16 protein-coding genes are annotated in these 18,718 nt (G+C 59.2%); 9 read left to right on the forward strand and 7 right to left on the reverse strand.

Annotated elements, in window-relative coordinates:
* Positions 1-187 precede the first annotated feature (187 nt).
* Positions 188-943 (reverse strand): SDR family NAD(P)-dependent oxidoreductase, encoded by a 756-nt coding sequence (locus tag HUJ17_RS11205; RefSeq protein WP_290510767.1) that lies wholly within the window; start codon positions 941-943, stop codon positions 188-190.
* Positions 944-1,068: 125 nt separating this feature from the next.
* On the opposite strand from HUJ17_RS11205, the gene HUJ17_RS11210 reads away from it, so the two are divergent.
* The 3 genes from HUJ17_RS11210 to HUJ17_RS11220 all read left to right on the forward strand — a co-directional run bounded on the left by HUJ17_RS11210 (position 1,069) and on the right by HUJ17_RS11220 (position 4,173).
* Positions 1,069-1,566: a hypothetical protein gene (locus HUJ17_RS11210; protein ID WP_290510768.1), complete on the forward strand. Its 498-nt coding sequence runs from the start codon at positions 1,069-1,071 to the stop codon at positions 1,564-1,566.
* A 7-nt stretch (positions 1,567-1,573) separates the two neighbouring features.
* Positions 1,574-3,442 carry a tetratricopeptide repeat protein gene (locus HUJ17_RS11215; RefSeq protein ID WP_290510769.1) on the forward strand — a complete coding sequence of 623 codons (1,869 nt, stop codon included), beginning with the start codon at positions 1,574-1,576 and terminating at the stop codon, positions 3,440-3,442.
* 113 nt (positions 3,443-3,555) lie between these two features.
* On the forward strand, positions 3,556-4,173 hold the full coding sequence (locus HUJ17_RS11220; RefSeq protein WP_290510770.1) for a LysE family translocator: 618 nt from the start codon (positions 3,556-3,558) through the stop codon (positions 4,171-4,173).
* A 13-nt stretch (positions 4,174-4,186) separates the two neighbouring features.
* Here the strand turns inward: HUJ17_RS11220 and HUJ17_RS11225 are convergent, their stop codons facing one another.
* The 4 genes from HUJ17_RS11225 to HUJ17_RS11240 form a co-directional block, all read right to left on the reverse strand.
* Positions 4,187-5,161 (reverse strand): FAD:protein FMN transferase, encoded by a 975-nt coding sequence (locus HUJ17_RS11225; protein ID WP_290510771.1) that lies wholly within the window; start codon positions 5,159-5,161, stop codon positions 4,187-4,189.
* 141 nt (positions 5,162-5,302) lie between these two features.
* Positions 5,303-6,883: a general secretion pathway protein GspF gene (locus HUJ17_RS11230; protein WP_290510772.1), complete on the reverse strand. Its 1,581-nt coding sequence runs from the start codon at positions 6,881-6,883 to the stop codon at positions 5,303-5,305.
* Positions 6,884-6,904: 21 nt separating this feature from the next.
* A complete protein-coding gene (locus HUJ17_RS11235) occupies positions 6,905-9,355 on the reverse strand; it encodes a LamG domain-containing protein (RefSeq protein WP_290510773.1) in 2,451 nt (816 codons plus the stop codon).
* Positions 9,356-9,359: 4 nt separating this feature from the next.
* Entirely contained in the window at positions 9,360-10,544 is a 1,185-nt protein-coding gene (locus tag HUJ17_RS11240; RefSeq protein WP_290510774.1) for a hypothetical protein, read from the reverse strand.
* A gap of 203 nt (positions 10,545-10,747) precedes the next feature.
* Here HUJ17_RS11240 and HUJ17_RS11245 point away from each other — a divergent pair, with 203 nt between their 5' ends.
* From HUJ17_RS11245 to HUJ17_RS11270, 6 genes are all read left to right on the forward strand, one after another.
* Positions 10,748-13,357: a hypothetical protein gene (locus tag HUJ17_RS11245; RefSeq protein WP_290510775.1), complete on the forward strand. Its 2,610-nt coding sequence runs from the start codon at positions 10,748-10,750 to the stop codon at positions 13,355-13,357.
* Between the two features lie 100 nt (positions 13,358-13,457).
* Positions 13,458-14,246 (forward strand): outer membrane beta-barrel protein, encoded by a 789-nt coding sequence (locus HUJ17_RS11250; protein WP_290510776.1) that lies wholly within the window; start codon positions 13,458-13,460, stop codon positions 14,244-14,246.
* A gap of 29 nt (positions 14,247-14,275) precedes the next feature.
* On the forward strand, positions 14,276-14,878 hold the full coding sequence (locus tag HUJ17_RS11255) for an outer membrane beta-barrel domain-containing protein (protein ID WP_290510777.1): 603 nt from the start codon (positions 14,276-14,278) through the stop codon (positions 14,876-14,878).
* Between the two features lie 23 nt (positions 14,879-14,901).
* Positions 14,902-15,393 carry a TlpA disulfide reductase family protein gene (locus tag HUJ17_RS11260; RefSeq protein ID WP_290510778.1) on the forward strand — a complete coding sequence of 164 codons (492 nt, stop codon included), beginning with the start codon at positions 14,902-14,904 and terminating at the stop codon, positions 15,391-15,393.
* On the forward strand, positions 15,390-15,626 hold the full coding sequence (locus HUJ17_RS11265; protein WP_290510779.1) for a DUF4266 domain-containing protein: 237 nt from the start codon (positions 15,390-15,392) through the stop codon (positions 15,624-15,626). Before HUJ17_RS11260 ends, HUJ17_RS11265 begins: the two co-directional genes overlap by 4 nt.
* Positions 15,617-16,744 (forward strand): DUF3570 domain-containing protein, encoded by a 1,128-nt coding sequence (locus HUJ17_RS11270; protein WP_290510780.1) that lies wholly within the window; start codon positions 15,617-15,619, stop codon positions 16,742-16,744. Before HUJ17_RS11265 ends, HUJ17_RS11270 begins: the two co-directional genes overlap by 10 nt.
* A 346-nt stretch (positions 16,745-17,090) precedes the next feature.
* Here HUJ17_RS11270 and HUJ17_RS11275 read toward each other — a convergent pair whose 3' ends face one another.
* Together HUJ17_RS11275 and HUJ17_RS11280 are read right to left on the reverse strand one after the other, a co-directional pair.
* Entirely contained in the window at positions 17,091-18,185 is a 1,095-nt protein-coding gene (locus HUJ17_RS11275; RefSeq protein ID WP_290510781.1) for a phospholipase A, read from the reverse strand.
* Between the two features lie 53 nt (positions 18,186-18,238).
* Positions 18,239-18,427 carry a Trm112 family protein gene (locus HUJ17_RS11280; RefSeq protein WP_290510782.1) on the reverse strand — a complete coding sequence of 63 codons (189 nt, stop codon included), beginning with the start codon at positions 18,425-18,427 and terminating at the stop codon, positions 18,239-18,241.
* Positions 18,428-18,718: the final 291 nt, after the last annotated feature.

The raw sequence follows: 18,718 nt of genomic DNA on the forward strand, positions 1-18,718 counted from the left end.
CGGGATAGGTGCATGCCGAACGGCCCGATCTCCCGCCACGCCACCGCGCCCCTGATGGGGCGCGCATGGCGCGGCATCCTGACCGGGCCGCCGGCATGGGTACCAATACACATTGTGCATCAGCCCGTCGATAGTGGCTTGGGCGGGCAGGGTATGGCAAGCGACAAGTGTGGAAAATTTGTATCTGCTACCAGGGCAGCGGATCTCCCCGCCAGTTAATAAAACTGCCGCTCTGTTCCGGTATTGCCTGGTCCAGTTGCAGCGTCAATTGCTCTGCCACCCAGTCTGCAGAAAACAGCTTCTCTTCCGGGACCCGGGACTGGAAGGGCGCCGACAGAGGGGTGTCAGTGGTGCCTGGATGCAATGCCAACAGGGTGAGATGAGGGGCCCGGCGGTGGGCCTCCACGGCGAAGGTGCGCATCAGTTGGTTCAGCGCCGCCTTGCTGCTGCGATAGCTGTACCAGCCGCCCAGATGGTTGTCGGTAATGCTGCCCACCCGGGCGGAGATGACGGCGAAGGTGGCCGGCTGTCGGCGTAGCTGTGGCAGCAGACTCCGGGCCAGCAGCATCGGCGCCCAGGCGTTCAGGCGGAAACTGTATTCCAGGTTTTCCAGCGACAGATCTTCCAGCCGTTTTTCCGGTGACAGATTCCGGCTGGTGTCGTGTAGCACACCGGCACAATGAATCACTCTCGACAGGTGCTCGCTGAGCGTTTTGATTTCCTCGGCGAGCCCTGCAGGCCCCTGGGGATCGGTCAGATCCGCTGCCACCAGCGTCAGCGTGTCGTGCCGGGTGGCCAGTGCTGCCAATGGCGAGCTGCCAGGATCGCGGCTGCTGGCAATAACCTGGTCTCCGCGCGCCAGATGAAGGCGGGTGAGTGCCAGGCCGATGCCTGAGCTGGCACCGGTAATCAGTACCGGATAGGGAAGCGATGGGGATGTCATGGGCGAAGAATCGCCGTTGATCGGACAAGTTAACGTGAAGAGCGGATCAGGTGTGACGATCGCAACAGTCAAAGTCGCATGGCTATGGTAGATTGCCAAAAAACCATCGGGATTGGGGGAGCGCAATGCGCCAAGTAGTAGTGTTGCTGTTGATGCTGGTTGCCAGCCAGCTTCAGGGGGCCGAGCTGGATCAGGAGCTGGCGGACTTCAAGCGCGACGTACTGGAAGTCAATAAGCGTCTGCTACTGCTGGAGGAGGAGCTGCTGTTTCCTGCCGATACCCAGGTAGGCATCTATGTATCCCTGGATGTGGGGCATTACTTCCAGCCGGACAGCATTACCCTGGAGCTGGATGGCGAAGTACTGGCCAGCCACCTTTACACCGAGCGGGAAATTCGGGCCTTGAAGAACGGGGCGGTGCAGCGACTGGCGCTGGCCAACGTGAAAAACGGCGAGCACGAAATCACTGCCTTTGTGACCGGAATGGGGCCTGAAGATAGGGAAATTCGACGGGGTGTCACCGGGCAGTTTGAAAAGCGCCATGGCCGCCATTTCGTCCAGCTGCATATTGAGGATGACAAGGCCAAACAGCAGCCTCGTCTCCTGTTCCGTGACTGGCGCTGAGGCGAACATGCTGAAGTGGTGTGGCGTGGTGTTGTTGCTGATCAGCTCACTGGCCTGGGGGCGTTTGGACAAGCCGCATCAGGTGCAGGAGTTGGCCTATGGGGAAGTGGCGTATCTGTACCTACAGGGAGATTACTTCGCTGCCCTGACCCGGGCGCAGATGGCCCTGGAGCGGGGCGAGGTGGATGTGCACCGGGCGGACCTGGAAGTCCTGCTGGGCGCCATGTACAGCGCCTACGGTATGCCGGAAGATGCCGAGCGGGTGTTCAGTGCCTTGCTGGACCAGCAGGTCAGTGGTGAAGTGGCCCAGCGCGCCTGGATTCATCTTGCCGGACTTTATTACCGACAACAGAAATACCCCCGTGCGCTGGAAACCCTGGAGCAACAGGCCGGTCCGCCGCCTGAGGATCTGCAAGAGGTTTACCACAGCCTGAGGGCGCGGGTGCTGATGCGCCTGGGCCGCTATGAAGAAGCGGCGGAATCCCTGGATGCCTTTGCCGCCAATCATCCGCTCAATGCCTACCTGCGCTATAACCTGGCGATCAGCTGGATCAACGGCAAACACCCGGGTCTGGGCCAGGAATGGTTGTGGGAGCTGGCCAATATGCCGCCCGGCGCGCCAGAGGTGAACGCGATCAAGGACAAGGCCATGCTGGCGCTGGCAATTTACATGCTGCGCAGCGACCAGGAGGACCGTGCTCTAAAATTGTTGCGCGATGCCCGCCTGGAAGGGCCCTTTGCTGATGTCTCCCTGCTGCTTTACGCCCGCGCCCTGCTGATCGAGAACCAGCCGGGCAGGGCGTTGCCAGTGCTGCAGCAGCTGGACAGTAAATCGATCCAGCGTTCCACCGTGCAGGAAGCGCAGCTGGCGATCCCCTATCTGTACGAACAGATGGGCGATCAGCGTTCCGCTCGTCAGGCTTTTCAGACCGCGCTGGAGCGCTTCGACGGGCTGGAAGAGTACCTGCTGGAAGTGGAGGCGCGCATTGCCAATGGTGACTGGTTTGCGGAAATGGTCGGTGAGCCACGCTGGTCCACCGCCATGGACCCGGTGCCCCCGTTTTTACCAAAACGGGTGAAGAGTTTTCCGACTTTCTACGAATGGTTTGCCACCACGGAATTCCAGCATGGCTGGCACAACTACCATGAGCTGATGCGTCAACGGAATCTGCTGACCCAATGGCAGAATACCTTGCCCGCCATGCAGACCATGCTCGACGCCCATGAGCGCAAGCATCAGCAGGTCAGACCCCAGGCTCAGGCCCTGCTGCGGGAATTGTCACAGCAGGATTTCCAGGGTCGCCTTACCCGCCTGCAGGGTGATTATCGGGCCGCTGTATCGGATCAGGACCCGTTGCCTTTTGCCACTGACGATGAGCAGCGTCTTTGGCAGGCTCAGCAGGAGGCCGAGCGCAAAACCCGGAGTTGGGGCAAACGTAAACGGCCAGATATGACCGCCAAGCTGGATTTTTACAAGGGGGTTCTGTTGTGGGAAATGCAGCAGGATATCGTGCCACGCCAGTGGCAACGCCAGCAGGAACTGAATGACATCAGCGCCATGCTGGACCAGACCCGAAAATTGCGTAGCCGGGTAATGGTGGCGAGCAACCGGGTCCAGCGCCTGGATTTTTTCCGCCAGGAACTGCCCGCACTGGAGCAGGAGTTGGCCAGTTTACAGCAGCGCGGCGAGCGGCTGATGCGGCGTCAGCAATATTCTCTGCAGGCGTCCGCGTTTGAGCAGGTCACGGTGACCCGCAAGCGGTTGAAGCGTTTCAGTGCGGCAGCCCATGAAGGCCTGGCGGATCTGTATAACAAGGCGTTGCGCAATGGGCGTGAGCCGGCGGCGAGAAGTGACTCGGCGCCGCTTGTCGAGTAACAAGGGCCGCTGTTTTCTTTGCCTTGCAAGCCAGGCTCTAACCGCGACGTTGTGTTGAGAGCAACGATGTCGTGGGAGTCTTGTTCACAAGGTAACGGGGCTAATTGCAGGGCATGACCATGGATGGATACGGGTTGCTGTTACTGATTCCGGTGATGATGGTGCTGGCGGCACTGCCTAGTACCAGCGTTGCGCTGGTGGTGGTGCGTTCTGCCCGGCTGGGCGTAGCTCACGGTCTCTGGGTGGCCGCCGGTATCGTGGTGGCGGATTTGCTGTTCGCCGTGCTTGCCCTGTGGGGGATGACCGAGCTGGCCCAGCAACTGGGCGGGGTTTTCACACTGGTCCGCATTGCCGCGGGGGTCTGGTTGGTGTGGTTCGGCATCACGCTTATCCGCAGCCGTGGCACGGCCTTAAAGGCAGAGTCGATCAATGGTAGCAGCAAGACGGTCAGTTTCCTGGCCGGGCTGGCGGTGACCCTGGGCGATATCAAGGCCATTGTTTTCTACGCCAGCCTGTTTCCCCTGTTTGTGGATATGCACACGCCGGATGCGATGGATCTTGTCGCGGTGCTGCTGATTACCGTTTTCAGTGTGGGTGGAGTCAAGGCTGTCTATGCGTTACTGGCCGAACGGATTACCCGCCACGGCAATCCCGGTTCGCAGCAGCCTCTGAGTCTCGTGGCTGGCGCCAGCATGATCGGCGCTGGCACTTGGCTGGTCGCTCGCCCGTAGGTTGAATCAACCGTCACTGCGGTGTTGTGAGGTCGTCGGAATAAAAAACGTTACCGCCGCGGTCGATGATGATGGCGGAGGTATCTGCTAACCGGTTGATCAGCGCCAGACCTTTTTCTACGCCCAGCACGAAGACACTCGTGGAGAGTGCATCTGCATCCAGACTGTTGTTTGCCAGTACGGTGACGCTGGCCAGGCCATCGATGCTCTTGCCGGTTTGTGGTGACAGGATGTGATGGATGCGACGACCTTCCTGGATGAAGTAGCGCTGGTAGTCGCCGGATGTGGACATGGCGATGTTGCTGATGGGTAAGCGCATGGCGACTTTTTTCTGGTCGCGGGGGTGCTGAATGCCGACTTCCCAGGGGCGGCCGCGGTGGTCGCCGAGCACATAGCTGTCACCCCCGAGAGCTAGCCAGGCATGTTCAACGCCGGAGGCTTTCAGCAGTGCGATCCCCTGGTCGATGGCATAGCCTTTGGCGATCCCGCCAAGATCAATGCGGGTGCCTGATGTGCGAAATTTCACCTGGTTATCGGCGAGCAATTCAATCCGGTCGGCACCGATATGTCGGGCGGCTATTTCCAGTTCCCGATCACGGGGCGCCTTGCCCTCCCGGTAGTCGTAGAGGTGGCCGGCACTGGCAAAGGTGATGTCGAAGGCGCCGCCGGTGAGCTGATAGTAGTGCAGGGATTGTTCCAGCAACCGGTAAAACTCGGGGCTGATGGCTTGCGGTGCTTCGTGGCCTTGCCGGTTGAGTCGGGCCAGCTCGCTGTCGTCTATCCAGGGTGACAGTAACTGGTTAAGCCGCTCCATCTCCGTTTCCAGTTGCTGGAACAGAGGGGCGGCATCGTCCTCGGACCACAGGGAGATGCTGGCGCGGGTACCCATCACATCCCAGCTGTGTTGTTGCCAGTCGGCTTGTACGGGGAACGATAGCAGCAGTGGCAGGCAGACAAGCAGTGACAGAAGCGGACGGGGGCAATGCATCGGTGTATCCGGGACCAGTGTGTGGAAGTTGGAGCGTTGCTCGCAAAGCGAAGATTTAACGAGCTTTTCAACAGCCTGTTAAGAAAGCACCGGGGGTGATTTGCCCCCTTCGCTTTGCGAGCAAGGCTCCAACGGGAGTTGTCAGGTAATGGTACCACTGACAATGGGCTCGAAGGCGGTGAGCCGGTCCATGGAGTCGCTGTTGCCCAGACTGTGATTGGGGAACTTCTCCGAGAACAAACCTTGCTCACCATGAAGCGCCATGTAGTTCAGCCACACGGTTTCCGCCAGCAGGTTCACGTTGTTGGCGGCCGGGGTGCCAGCGGTTTCCACCGAGGCATCCGGGCGCATCCAGCCCAGCTGTTGATGTTGTTCCGCCGTGCCGCCCGTCGTATTGAGGGTGGGGCGGCCATTGGGGTCGTAGACCAGAAAGAAGGACGCTGCGGTCGAGGAATTATCGCCAGTCCATTCGCCCTTGCCGCGCCCCTCGGCAGAGTCATCGATGCGTCCGTTGCTGGCCACGGAGCCATCGCTGAACACATAAATCATCAGTGGCACTCCCTTGCGGCGAGCGTATTCGAGGCAGGCGCCCATGCAGCGGCCAGCACGGCGGTCACGAATTTCACCGGTTCCCCGTTCGCCGGTGTGATAGTCAAAGCCGCCCATGCTGATACAGCCGGCGCCCGCGTAGCCGTTGACCACCAGTTTCATCACCGAGGCCGTTTTTTCAAACTCCCGGTCGTTCAGTTCGGCGTCCGAGAAGATGCCGAGGATGTCCATGTCCTGGCGGATATCCAGGGTCGATGGATCGCCATAGCGGTCGGTGATGTCTGCGGCTTCCACATAACCGCAACGCAACAGGTTGCGCAGGTTGTCGCGGCGATTGGTGTCGGTAAGGCCGCTGTCGATACGATCAATGCGCTTGTGGCTGATGCGGGCGATGGACTCCATCACTGATACCGCATCCGCCTGATCAAGCAGGCCGACCAGTTTGCCGGTGTCTACCAGGCCGGTGACATCGGAGCGCCGGTCTACCTTGGTGGGGCGGGCTGAGGCAATGATGGACGCATCCGGGGACATGGAATTGCCGCCCGACATGGAGCTGCGAGAGCCAATCAATGACAGCAGTTCGCCGTCGGCGCCGGCATTGAAAATACCGTACATGGGATTGTGTGGATTGTTGGCGGTATCGTTTTCCGAACGCGCCGGAATCACGCAACCATTGGTATTGGCGGTGGCATTCGGGGCCTTGTCGAGAATCCCGAGCAGGAAGGGGGAATCACTGTGAAAGGCCAGTCCCAGATCCGTGTTGATGGTAGTTGGGTCATTATTGGGCGCCATGTTGCCGGGCAGGCCCAGTTTCGAGTAGCCAGCACTGCTGAGAAGATCCTGTTGTCCGCCCTGGCCACCCACCAGTACGTTGGAGCCGGCAATGTTAGCGCCACCGGCCAGATCAAAACAGATGAAGGGGATCTTGCCGGCCCCGGCGGCGGCGATGCCGCAGTCGGTTTTCATGCCTTCCAGATCACCGGACAATGCAGCCATGGCGTCGCGAGGATTACTGAACAAACCAAACATGCCGACGCTGCCGAACGCTGCGCCGGTGAGCAGGCCGCGGCCCAGCATGTCCCGGCGGCTGACCGGTTTGCCGTGGCCCAGATTCAACAAGGGAGCATCCGGATGCAGGGGCGGGTTACGTTTTTTTAGAAAGTTACGTTTCATGATTCTGTCCCCAAACAGGCTCTATTGCATCAGCATGGTGGCACTGCCGAGCATGGCGGCACAGGCCGCCTTTGCCGCGGTGGCGGTGCGTTCCACGCAGTCACTGCTGCACTGTGTCACATTGGTGTCGAACAGCAGGTTCTCCAGTTCCCCTTCCACATCCGCCCGCGCTGGCTGGTCGGCCTGACCATTGCCGACCATGCGTTCAAACAGCGGTGAAATGACCCAGTCCCGCCATTGTTGCTGGGTAATGGTGTCGGCACCCGCGTTGTAGTTCAGCCCTGCGAACAGGGGAGTGATGCTGCCATCATTGTTGCGCTCGGCTTCCACCAGGGCGTTGCAGTACTCAATGGATAGCTGCGCCACGCCTACCTGATGTGCGGTCAGGAAGGCTTCAATATTTTCCTCACTGGGGAGTTGGGTGCGCAGGCGCTGATAGGTATCCGGCACCTCCCCATAACCCTCCGGCACCCCGGTGAGCACACTCATGGTGGCGTTGATTTCGGCAAAGTTGCGCAGCCCGGCCAGGGGTTGCTCACCGTATTCATTGGGCGTCAGCGGCAAGGGCTGCGGCTCGGTATGCACATGGGTATGGCTGCCCAGGCGTTCGAAGGTCAGGAAGAATTCATCGTTATCCTGGCCCTGTTCCACCGGCAGCAAGGTGCCCAGGCGGGACAGGGTTTCTCCCTGTTCGCTGTAACCGTCGCCGCCGATCTCCGTGTTCAGGGTGGCGAAGGCTTGCGCCACATCCGGCACCTGGCCATTGATGCCCAGGCGCAGGCCGGCCAGGGGCACTTCCTCGCTGACGATATCCTGCTCCAAGTTGATGAAGTAGGGCGCGGCGAACAGATAGCTGAAGTTATCGAAACGGGACACTTCGAATACCACATAGGCGCCGGGCTGATCGATCAGGTGACCGATGAAGAAGGGCAGAAAATAACGCTCGCCAACGCCGGCGTCGAAGTTGGTACGAATCTGTTCTTCAGTGAGTGCCCGGTTGTGGATGGCGGCAAAACGGATCACGCCTTCCCAGGGGCGATCACTGGACGCTTCGTTGCCCAGCACCAGGGCAAAGGTATCGTCCCAGGTGTTGAGCAGGGCGGGGCTGACCGGGTCAGTGGCGCCGTTGCGGGCACCATTGATATAGATCTGGCGACCGTTTACCGGGTCGAAGGTCACCGCCACGTGCTGCAGGCTGGCCTGCAGCGGATCGTCAGCCGTTTCCAGCACCGGTTCGCCGTTGCCGTCAGTGGCTTCACCGATACGCTGGAACAACTGATAATTGCTGCCGCTTTGCGCCAGTGTCAGGTTGCGGGCATCCGGGCCGGCGGAGTAACTGATGATATGGGCATCATCCTGGCCGGTGCTGGCGGGCACCAGCCAGGCTTCCAGGGTCAGTTCGCCGGTGGTGCGTATCATGTCACTGAGCTTCTTGCTGGTGGCGGTGCTGCCCTGGGCCTTGCCGTTGTTGAGACGAATGCCCCAGCCGCCTTCCCAGGTGACGTCTCCGTTGAATTGCAGGTGAATGGCCGGGTCTACCCCGGAGCTGTCGAAAGCGGTGAGGCCTTCGCCGGTCTTGAATTCATAGCGGGCGATGATGTTGCTCTCGTAACGGCCGCCGCCGGCGGCCAGGGTGCCATCGTCCACATTGAGTGATTTGCTCAGCACCAGATCGTTGTCGGGGGCGGTAGGGACAATGGCGTTCGCCATGGCGCGAATGGCATTTTCCATGGCCAGGGCATCACTGTCGCAGTTATCGCTCCAGCAGTTGTGGCTGTCTTCACCGAGACGCTCTACCAGACGGCTCAATGCCGGGCTGTTCAGGTCGATCTTGCTGCGCACGGCCGTGTATGCCTCGTTTACATCATCTGCGGCCAGGTAGGGGCCCTGCGGGGTGTTGGCATCACTCTGGTGGCAGTCGCTGCAATGGTCGTCCAGCAACGGGTAGACATGGGTCTGGAACAGGCTCGGGTCCTGGGGGAAGTTCTTGCTGTTGCCCGGGTCCTTGATCGGCGGTTCTTCCAGTTCTGTGGTGCCGCCCCCCAGCCCCAGACTTTCGCCAGCCCAGGCGCTGATCCAGGTACTGATCTGATCGGCGCAGAATTGCGAATCGGATTCCCAGCAGTTATGTCCTCCAGCGACTTTCTGCACCATCTGCGAGGACGCAGGCTGGTTGAGGTCGATTAGCGGGTTGGCTGCTGCATAGGCCTGGTTGATATCGCCGGTCTGCAAGAAGGCCGGCTGCTGATCGCGGTGACAGGCGCCGCAGCGTTGCTCGCTGACCAGATTGTTCCAGATATAGATCTTGAAGGCGGAGACGTCGGCATTGCGCGGTGCAGGGCCGTCATAGGTGACGTTGTTGTTGCCGCCATCATTGTTAACGTTCGGCGTGGTGTCGGAGCCGCTGCTGCTGCCACCACAGCCGCTGATCAACGCGGCCAGGAGAGCACTGACAAGTGGTAAGTATCGCATCGCCTCAGTCCCCCATGCAGTAGGTGGCCGCATCGGCAAACAGTGTCTTCATGCGGTAGTTATCGTTTTTGAACTGGTTCGTCATGCTCTCCAGTTGAGAGGTGTCGGCACTGTCTGCGGGTTTGCGCAGGCACACCGACTGAAAGACCTTTTCCGCCTGGCAGGTGGCGAACACGTCGCTGTGGGCCAGTTCCCGGCCCAGGCTGGCGGCGCCGCTGCCACTGCCGTTGAGATTCGGGTCCCAGCCCAGATTGGCATTGGGGCCTTTTCGCCAGTAGTTGTCCCAGTTGTCGTTCGGGGTGATGTAGCCCCAGGGGAAGTTGTTGCTGTTGATCAGGTATTTGCCCTGCACCCGGGTGCCGGTATCCGGGTCGGCGCTGGTGTTGTAGACCATGCGGCCACCGTCGCCTTCCTGGGGGCCTTCCCAGTCATAGTAGGCAAAGCCCTGGGCCAGCGGGTCCATGCCACTGTGACAGCTGATGCAGTTGTTGCGGAAAATACGGCTGTCGCCGCCGGGGCTGCGGCTGACATCCTGACGGATGCGGTCGGAGGGGCGAGTGGTGTCCTGCACCTGTTCCAGGTCACGGCAGAGATGGTTCATCAGGGTGAAGCGCAGCATGGCGCGGTTGGTGCCGGCATAGAAAAAGGCGTTGGCAGCGGCACGAGTGGTCAGCACCCCGGCAACGGCCTGGGACGGCGTGCCGTACTGGCTGGCCTGGCTGCTGGCGGAGAGCACATCCGCCAGATTGGCGTGCTGACTTTCCAGGTTGCGATAATGGGCATTGCTGTCCGCAGACGCCGCCGGGGTGACGTTGCCCACGTAAAGCAGGTCATCGTAGAGGATTCGCCGAAAGTCCAGATCGTCGCGAATGGCACCGATTACCGTGGCGGTGTAGTCATTCAATGGTGCGAACACATCCTGGGCCTCATTGGTCCACGGTGTGGCGAACTGCTTGAGAGTGACGTTATAGAACGCCGGGTGGTCCATGGCCAGTTCCGCTGCGTCACGGGGGCCGCTGGTAGGGTTGCCCTCGATCAGGTTGGCCATGGTAGTGAGTGTGGCGGCATCCGCCGGTACACCCGCCAGCCGATTGTGAATGCGTTGTGCCTGGTCGCGACTGTTGGCCATGCCTGTCACAGGCAAGCTCAGAGCCAGCGCCACCAGAAAGATCCCCCGATAGCCTTTCATGGCTGTATCCTTTTTCTTTGTTACGCTGTCGTCTGTCTGTCATTGATTGGCAGTACAGATCGACCGTTTAACAGATTTCCCGTTTCCCGCAGTCATTGTCCATGACATTCTGCATCAGGCTCTGTGAATTGGGGCCCAGAAAATCAACAACAGATTCGCGATACTGACACAAACCAGAAAAAAACGGACGAACGGTGAAAATAATGAGGGTACCTGTCCTGCTGGGCCTGCTTGTGGGGATAAGCGGCTGCGGTGGCATGGACGGGGGGGATCAGCAGAAAGACCCCACGGTAACCGATATCCCGGTGGCGTATGTGCAGCGTTCGCTGCCCAGGGATGACGACGGTGAGATTGTGGTTGAGTCCCTGGAAGAACCGGCAGCGTTCCAGGCCGGGGCCAGGCTGATGGTGCGCGACAGCGCTTCCTCCCGTGCTGTGGCGCGTGATGTCACCACGACAATTTTCGGTGCCGGCCACGACGTTCGTGATCTCACCATGAGCTACGACGGCAGTCGTCTGCTGTTTTCTGCGCGGGCGCCGGAGATTGTCGATGCGGACGAGGATGAGCAGCCCACCTGGAACCTGTGGGAATACGGTTTTCAAACGGGCGTCGCGCGGCGGCTGATCAGCAGCGACCTGCGCGCAGAAGAAGGCCAGGATCGCTATCCGGCCTATTTGCCCGATGGCCGTATCGTGTTTGCCTCAACCCGCCAGCGCCAGGCACGGGCCAGGTTGCTGGATGAGGGAAAACCCCAGTTCACCCCGCTGGAAGAAGGCCGTGACACCTATGCCTTCGCCCTGCACGTGATGAGTGCGGACGGCGTGGAGATTGAGCAGATCACCTTCAATATGAGCCATGATGTGGCGCCCCTGGTGGGCCGCGATGGGCGGGTGATATTTCTGCGCTGGGACAACAAGGATAACGATAACCGCTTTGATCTGTACCGGATCAACCCGGACGGAACGTCGCTAACCCCCCTCTATGGGGCCGACAGCCATGACGCCGGTAATAATCGCACTCGGGAATTTCTGCCTCTCTCGCTCATGGGCGATGGCCGTCTGCTCACCGCTGCCCGTCTGCGCGAGGCCGGAGCCGGGCAGTTGCAGCCGCTGGCCATCGATATTGGCAACTTCGTGAATCGTGACGGCCCACTGTTTGGTCGGGTTGGTAGTCAGGCTGAACAGACGTTGCCGGGCCCCGCCAGCTCCCTGACTGATGCCGTGGCGGTGGAAGGGCGACTGGCGGATTTGGTGAGCATGGATGATGGCTCCGGTCGTTTTCTGATGGCCTGGTCTCCCTGTCGCCTACTGGAGGGGCAAACCCTGCGGCCCTGCACCGACGAGTATCTGAATCAGGGGTTGCCGGAAGCTCCCCCTGCCTTCGGGCTGTGGATTCTGGACCCGGCCGAGGGCACCCAGCGGCCAGTGGTGACCCCGCAGGATGATCTCTGGGTCACAGAACTGGCAGTGGCAACGGCGCGAAGCCTGCCCTCGCAGGCCCTGGACAGTGAGCGTGACGATGCCCTCGCGGAAGACAATCTGGCACGGCTGGATATTCGCAGTGTCTACGACATGGATAGCCGGTTTGTCAGTTTCAATAACCCACGGCTGCCGGGTATTTCCACGCTTGAACAGTTTCGGGACCCCTCACTGGTTACCCCGCAGGAGCGGCAGGTGCGCTTCCTGCGTATCACCAAGGGTGTGTTGATCCCCGACGACGACGTCCGGGATATTGCCGGGGCCCAGTTCGGGCGGGCGGCGAATTTCGGCATGCGCGAAATTGTCGGCTATGTGCCGGTAGAACCGGACGGCTCGGTGCGTGCGCAGGTGCCCGCTGACGCACCGCTGGGCCTGCAATTGGTCGATGCCACGGGCAAGGCGGTATACAGCCGTCACGGTGCCTGGATCAACCTGCGCCCGGGAGAAACCCTGCAGTGTCAGGGGTGCCACGCCAACAATTCGCCATTACCTCATGGCCGCAATGATGGCATGGCACCTTCGATCAATGCGGGCGCTCCCCTTACCGGGCAGCCTTTCCCAAACACCCGCACCGATGTGGTCGGATTTGCCGATGCCGGCGAAACCATGGCCCAGGCGCTCACCCGTCTCTATCCGGAGCGGGAAATCCCTGCCATTGATATGCGCGACTTTGATGCCTGGAGTGATCCGGCTCCGGTCGAAGACCTGTTGCTGGCCTATGCGGATCTGCAGACCCTGGCGCCCGCCCCGGTGCCCTGTCAGCAGCAATGGCAGGCGGAATGCCGAACCGTGATCCATTATCAGGACCATATTCAGCCGCTTTGGGATCTGCCACGCCAGGCTGATGTGGGCGGCAACCTGGAGGATGTTACCTGCTCTTCTTGCCACAATCGTCGGGATGCCATGAATGCGTTGCAGGTGCCGCCGGCACAGCTGGAACTCACCGGTGAGGCGTCTGCAGATCAGCCGTTACAGCCCACCAGCTACCGGGAACTGCTGTTCAATGACAACGAGCTGGTGCTGGAAGACGGCGCCCTGGTCGACCGGCTGGAGATCGTCACTGACGGTGATGGCAACGTGGTTTACCAAACTGATGAAGACGGCGAGCTGATTCTGGATAACATGGGTAACCCTGTTCCGGTGACGGAAACCGTGCCGGTCTCGGCGCCCATACGGGCAGGCCAGGCGCGCAATTCCGACGCATTCTTTGATACCTTTGCCCAGGGTGCTGTCCATGACAGCTGGCTGACGGTGGAAGAATTGCGGTTGCTGGCGGAATGGGCCGACCTGGGGGCGCAGCTCTATAACGACCCGTTCCGGGTGCCCGAAAACTGATAAAGCGCCAGTCCTGTGTAACCTGACTGGTGCCGTTGGAGCCTTGTTCACAAGGCGAATGGCGTAAATGGCTTGCCATGAAAACAAGCCCGGACTCGACATGCCGGGCTTATTTGATGTCCGATTGAAAGGGGAGACGCACCCGTTGCGCCTTGTAGTTGTGTTGTTATCCATGCTGGTGCTGTTACCGGTAAAAGCGGTTTCATCCGAACCGTCACCTCCCTTGCAAGTCAAGGTTGCGGAGCCCTACGTGGATATCCATACCGGGCCCGGTCGCGGTTACCCGGTTTTCCATGTGGTAGAGCGCCATGCGCCGCTGACATTGCTGTTCCAGCGCGCCGGCTGGATCAAGGTGGAAACCGCCCGGGGTCGCATTGGCTGGGTGCCTCGCAAGGCGCTGCTGTCCACCCTGGACGGCAGCGGTGAGACACCGGAACTGCAAAATCTGGGTCACGAGGATTTTACCGGTGGGCACTGGCAGGCATCGGTGCTGGCGGGAGAGCTTGAAGGCGTTACCTCGCTGGCGGTGGGGCTTGGCTATCGGTTCACAGAAAACCTCACTGCCGAGGCCATGTTCACCCAGGCCAGTGGGAATTTTTCCAATACCAAGTTGATTGATTTCAACCTTCAGCATCAGCTGTTTCCGCGCTGGAGAATCTCTCCCTATACGATGCTGGGAACTGGCCGTGCCAGTATTGAACCGCGGGCGACATTGGTGCGCCCGGAAGATCGTGACGAGACGCTGGCTTTTGCCGGCGCCGGGGTGAAGGCCTACCTGGCTCGCGGTTTTGTATTACGGGGTGAATACCGAAGTTATGTGCTGTTCACCGAAGAAAACGACAACCGGAATCTGGAAGAATGGAAACTCGGTTTCTCCCTGCTGTTCTGATCTTGCCGCTATTGCTCCCGACGGCAGCAATGGCTGAAACGGCAGACGACACATCCGCTGTGCGCGACGCAGACCCGGAATCGGTACTGGATCCGCAAATTGAGCGGCGTCGTATCAAGGAAGCGGATATTGATAGCGAAAACTTCGAGGCGGGGGTGTACGCAGGCATCCTCTCGATTGAAGATTTTGGTGCCGAGCCGGTGGTGGGCGTGCGGCTGGATTATCATTTGTCCGAGGATGTGTTCTTCGAGGCTGTGTTGGGGCGCGCCGAGGCTGGGGAAACCAGTTTCGAAACCCTTAATGCGGGGGTTCGTCTGCTGAATGATGATGAACGTGAGTTCACTTATTACCAGGCGTCGGTGGGGTACAACCTGCTGCCCGGAGAGGCTTTTCTGTCTGGCGGGCGAACGTTCAATAACGCTCTTTATCTGCTTGGCGGAGCCGGGATTACCGATTTCGCCGGTGACGAGCATTTTACCCTGGGTGTCGGTGTGGGGTACCGCCTGCTGGTCAATGATCTGATCGCCGTGCGGGTGGATATGAAAGACCATATCTTCAATCTGGATGTGCTTGGCGAGGACAAGACCACGCACAATCTGGAGCTGACCGCTGGTGTCAGTCTGTTTTTCTGAAAATAAGAAATGGGGGAGCAACAATGAAAAAGACACTGACAATGATGATAGGCGCGTTGGCGCTGATTTTTTCCAGCAATGCGCTTGCCACAGAGGGGGCGCCAGCACCGGACTTTACGCTCAAGACTCTGGATGGCAGCAACCTGAAGCTCAGCGAACAGCGGGGCACGGTGATCCTGCTGAATTTCTGGGCCTCCTGGTGCGGACCCTGCCGTACCGAAATGCCGTTGCTGGACGATCTGTATCAGGAGTATCGCGACTACGGCTTCACCGTGCTGGGCGTCAACCTGGATGAGAATCGCGACCAGGCGGATCGCCTTTTGGACAAGATTCCAGTGACCTTCCCGGTGCTGTTTGATCCGCAGAACAGTACCAGTGAAACCTATGGCGTGGATGCCATGCCCACCACCGTACTGATTGACCGCAATGGCGTGGTCCGTCATCACCACCGTGGTTACAAGGACGGCTACATGGATAAATACGAAGACCAGGTGAAGGCGCTGGTGCTGGAATGAATAGAGCGGCAATGATGCGTCTCTGCGGTCTTGTTCTATTGCTGGCGTTTACCGCCAGCGGCTGCGCAGTGAAACCTTGGCTAAAGCCCTATGAGCGTGCCCGCCTGGCGGATCCGGTGATGAATGTGTCCGCACACCCAGTGGCGGAAAGCTACATGGGCCATGTGCATCAGGCGAGGGAAAGCATGCGTGGGGCGGAAGGCAGCGCCGGTGGAGGCTGCGGATGCAACTGATGCGTGCGCTGCTGGCGGCCGTGCTGGTCTGTTCAAGCGCGTTGCTGCAGGCCTCTGTATTGCCAGAGGATAGGCTTGATGTGCTGTATCACCAGTACGAAGGTGGCGGCATGAAAATCAATGGTCCGTCCGTGCTGGTAAGAAAATCCGTGGCCGACAAGGTGGCGGTCCATGCCAATTATTATGTGGATGAAGTCTCCGCGGCGTCCATTGATGTGCTGGTCAGTGCCAGTCCCTACTCGGAAGAGCGCACCGAGAAAAGTGTTGGCGTGGATTATCTGCATGGCAAGGCCATCTATTCGTTGAGTTACGCCAACAGCGAAGAAAATGATTTCGAGGCGAACTCGGTGCACTTTGACATGAGCCAGGATTTCTTTGGCGACCTGACAACTCTGAGCTTTGGCTATTCGAAAGGCTGGGATGAAGTGTTTCGTAGTGACGATAACACCTTCGCCGAAGAAGCCGATCGGCAGCATTTTCGGATCAATGTATCGCAGATTCTTACCCGTAATCTGAGGGCCAGTCTGGGCCATGAGCTGATCACCGATGAAGGCTATCTGAACAACCCCTACCGTTCCGTGCGGTATCTGACATCGGGTGGCAATTACAGTTTTGAGCCAGAGCGCTATCCAGAAACCCGCACCAGTGAAGCTACCTCACTACGGCTGTCCTACTACTTGCCCTGGCGGGCCGGTCTGCATGGCGAGTACCGGTTGTATAACGACTCCTGGGGCATTGATGCCAATAGTTGGCAATTGAAGCTGATACAGCCGCTGGGAGGAAAGTGGACTCTTGAGGGGCGTTATCGGGCCTACCAGCAAGGCCAGGCGGATTTTTATGCCGATCTGTTTCCATTCCAGAATGCCCAGAATTTTCTTGCCAGAGACAAGGAGCTCAGCGAATTCAGCTCTACCGTGGTGGGGGTAGGGATTGGTTTCGAATTCAGCAAATCGAACTGGGATACCTTCGACCGGGCAGGGCTGAATCTGTGGGTGGATCGCTTCAGCTTTGACTACGAGAATTTCCGCGATATCCGCGTCGCTACCACACCGGGCACCGAACCGCTGTACAGCTTTGATGCCACGGTAACCCGGCTGCTGTTTACGTTGTGGTATTAGCTACGAGCTACGAGCTACGAGCTACGAGCTACGAGCTACGAGCTACGAGCTACGCTGGTTGGATAGGGAAAGGATGGAAAGTTCCTCGGACCTCGGTATTTCTACGAAGCCGCGGTAGGAGCCCATGCTTGCATGGCGAACCGCGCTTGCGCGGAAATCGGCCGGAGGGCGATCAGGAGTCTCAGAGCTCGACAGGTTTCAGAAAAGAATGGCGGCTAGGTTGATCTCTGCCGCCTCGCTACGCTCGGTTCGCCATGCAAGCATGGCTCCTACAGCGAAGCCCGGTTCTTGCGCCTGAATCGCGCCGCGAGCGGCGCTCCTGCAAAATTTTCCGGCGTTGTGTCTCTTACAACGAATCCGTCAGCAAAATCCCGAAGCTGAAACGGTTTTCGTAATCGTCGTAGTTGATCAATGAATCCCCGTAACCACTGAATACCTGTACCAATCCTTTAAAGCGTTTGCTGAGCGGGAAGGAATAGTTGATCCGTCCGGCACCCTTGTTGTCCGAACGCAGGTTGTTGCGCACCATCAGCTCGAGCACGTGGTTGCGGAACGGGTAGGCCACTTCCAGCTCGAAATTGCCCATGAACTTTTCTATGTCCGGATTATCGTCACCGGAGGTATCCAGAGGGTCGTCTTTCTCTTCTTCGGGAATCCGGTACCAGGGTTTCACGGACCAGTAATAGTCGCCGGTCTTGAAGACGTAATTCATGAATACCCGGTTCCAGCTTCGCGATACCGGTACATCGCGCCCATTGGACTGGTGGTTGAAGCCGGCCACCAACAGCTCGGAATCCAGCGGGCCGATCTGCCAGTCGACAGGCTTGGAAATGAAGATTTCCGGCTCGTAATTGGTTTCCCGAAACGGCGCGGAGATCTCGCTGTTATAGGCCTGCCAGAAGAAGGTGCCGGTGAACGCCATCCACAAGGTTACATCGTCGACGATGTTTTCCTTCAGGGGCGCCTTCAGGGATAGCTGGAACTTCACCTCGTTGGGCTGCAGGTCCCGATCATCCTTGTCGGGGTCATTCCACTGGCGGTTGGACCAGTAGCTGTACGGCAGCAGGTAATTGCGGCGATGCGGGGTAATCACAAAGGGATTGCCGCGGGTGGTGTTTTCCAGCGCCAGGCGAGCGCGCAAGGCATCCTCATTGGTGCGCTCCCCGGGTAGCTCCTCGCCGTTCTGGCACCAGCCGCGCAGCTCTTTCAGGGTGACCTGCTCATTGGCGGTCTGCGCACTTCGCAACAGGCAGTCGTTCTGCTGTTGGGCCTTGCTCATGCTCCCCACCGACTCATCGGGCACCGGGGCGCTATCACCGTCGGAGGCCCGGGCTTCTTCTTTCTCTCGTTCGGATGCTGGCGGGGTTTCTTCGGCGTGGAGGGTGGCGGCACAGAGAGAGGCACTTATCAGTGTCAGGGCCAGCACCAGGGACTTGTACATGCAGTGATCCTTTTACGTTGCCGATGTTTCCGTCTGGCACGGCCAGCATCCAGTTACAGGTTGCTGACTTCCTCATTGCTCATTGAGCGAGCCTGATCCTCCAGCATGACAGGAATACCATCACGGACCGGATAGGCCAGACCACTGGCCTTGCACTTGAGTTCGCAGGCCTTGTCGTCATAGATCAGTGGTGCCTTGCTGACCGGGCAAACCAGGATGTCGAGCAGGTTGGTATCAATCATTGGCGGGTTCCTAAGCAGTCATTCAGCCGTCTTTGGCGAGTATACCCAATGTCCACGGCAGGGGAGAGGATACCACCGCAACTCCGAGCTGTTTTTACGAAAAACCTGTTAAAACAGTTAACTAGAGAGGCAAACGGTAGTTTCAAACGCTTGTTTGACTCGCGGGTCACAAATAGGGGTAGAGCGGTGCAGGAGCCCTGACCTAAGATTAGCGTCCCAAATAGAGTGGCGAGCCGCGGCCCGCCTCATTTTCACCGATTATTTTAGGGAGATTTGAGATGCCGGATTACA

It is taken from the genome of Alcanivorax sp., from assembly GCF_014762765.1.
Taxonomy (GTDB): Bacteria; Pseudomonadota; Gammaproteobacteria; order Pseudomonadales; family Alcanivoracaceae; genus Alcanivorax.

What these genes read in the sequence shown, in the direction of transcription:
- HUJ17_RS11270 (WP_290510780.1), top strand. Translation starts at nt 15,617, where the DNA reads ATGCAACTGATGCGTGCGCTGCTGGCGGCCGTGCTGGTCTGTTCAAGC.
- HUJ17_RS11225 (WP_290510771.1), bottom strand. Translation starts at nt 5,161, where the DNA reads ATGCATTGCCCCCGTCCGCTTCTGTCACTGCTTGTCTGCCTGCCACTG.
- HUJ17_RS11230 (WP_290510772.1), bottom strand. Translation starts at nt 6,883, where the DNA reads ATGAAACGTAACTTTCTAAAAAAACGTAACCCGCCCCTGCATCCGGAT.
- HUJ17_RS11250 (WP_290510776.1), top strand. Translation starts at nt 13,458, where the DNA reads ATGCCGGGCTTATTTGATGTCCGATTGAAAGGGGAGACGCACCCGTTG.
- HUJ17_RS11260 (WP_290510778.1), top strand. Translation starts at nt 14,902, where the DNA reads ATGAAAAAGACACTGACAATGATGATAGGCGCGTTGGCGCTGATTTTT.
- HUJ17_RS11220 (WP_290510770.1), top strand. Translation starts at nt 3,556, where the DNA reads ATGACCATGGATGGATACGGGTTGCTGTTACTGATTCCGGTGATGATG.
- HUJ17_RS11210 (WP_290510768.1), top strand. Translation starts at nt 1,069, where the DNA reads ATGCGCCAAGTAGTAGTGTTGCTGTTGATGCTGGTTGCCAGCCAGCTT.
- HUJ17_RS11255 (WP_290510777.1), top strand. Translation starts at nt 14,276, where the DNA reads ATGGCTGAAACGGCAGACGACACATCCGCTGTGCGCGACGCAGACCCG.
- HUJ17_RS11235 (WP_290510773.1), bottom strand. Translation starts at nt 9,355, where the DNA reads ATGCGATACTTACCACTTGTCAGTGCTCTCCTGGCCGCGTTGATCAGC.
- HUJ17_RS11265 (WP_290510779.1), top strand. Translation starts at nt 15,390, where the DNA reads ATGAATAGAGCGGCAATGATGCGTCTCTGCGGTCTTGTTCTATTGCTG.
- HUJ17_RS11275 (WP_290510781.1), bottom strand. Translation starts at nt 18,185, where the DNA reads ATGTACAAGTCCCTGGTGCTGGCCCTGACACTGATAAGTGCCTCTCTC.
- HUJ17_RS11205 (WP_290510767.1), bottom strand. Translation starts at nt 943, where the DNA reads ATGACATCCCCATCGCTTCCCTATCCGGTACTGATTACCGGTGCCAGC.
- HUJ17_RS11245 (WP_290510775.1), top strand. Translation starts at nt 10,748, where the DNA reads ATGAGGGTACCTGTCCTGCTGGGCCTGCTTGTGGGGATAAGCGGCTGC.
- HUJ17_RS11215 (WP_290510769.1), top strand. Translation starts at nt 1,574, where the DNA reads ATGCTGAAGTGGTGTGGCGTGGTGTTGTTGCTGATCAGCTCACTGGCC.
- HUJ17_RS11280 (WP_290510782.1), bottom strand. Translation starts at nt 18,427, where the DNA reads ATGATTGATACCAACCTGCTCGACATCCTGGTTTGCCCGGTCAGCAAG.
- HUJ17_RS11240 (WP_290510774.1), bottom strand. Translation starts at nt 10,544, where the DNA reads ATGAAAGGCTATCGGGGGATCTTTCTGGTGGCGCTGGCTCTGAGCTTG.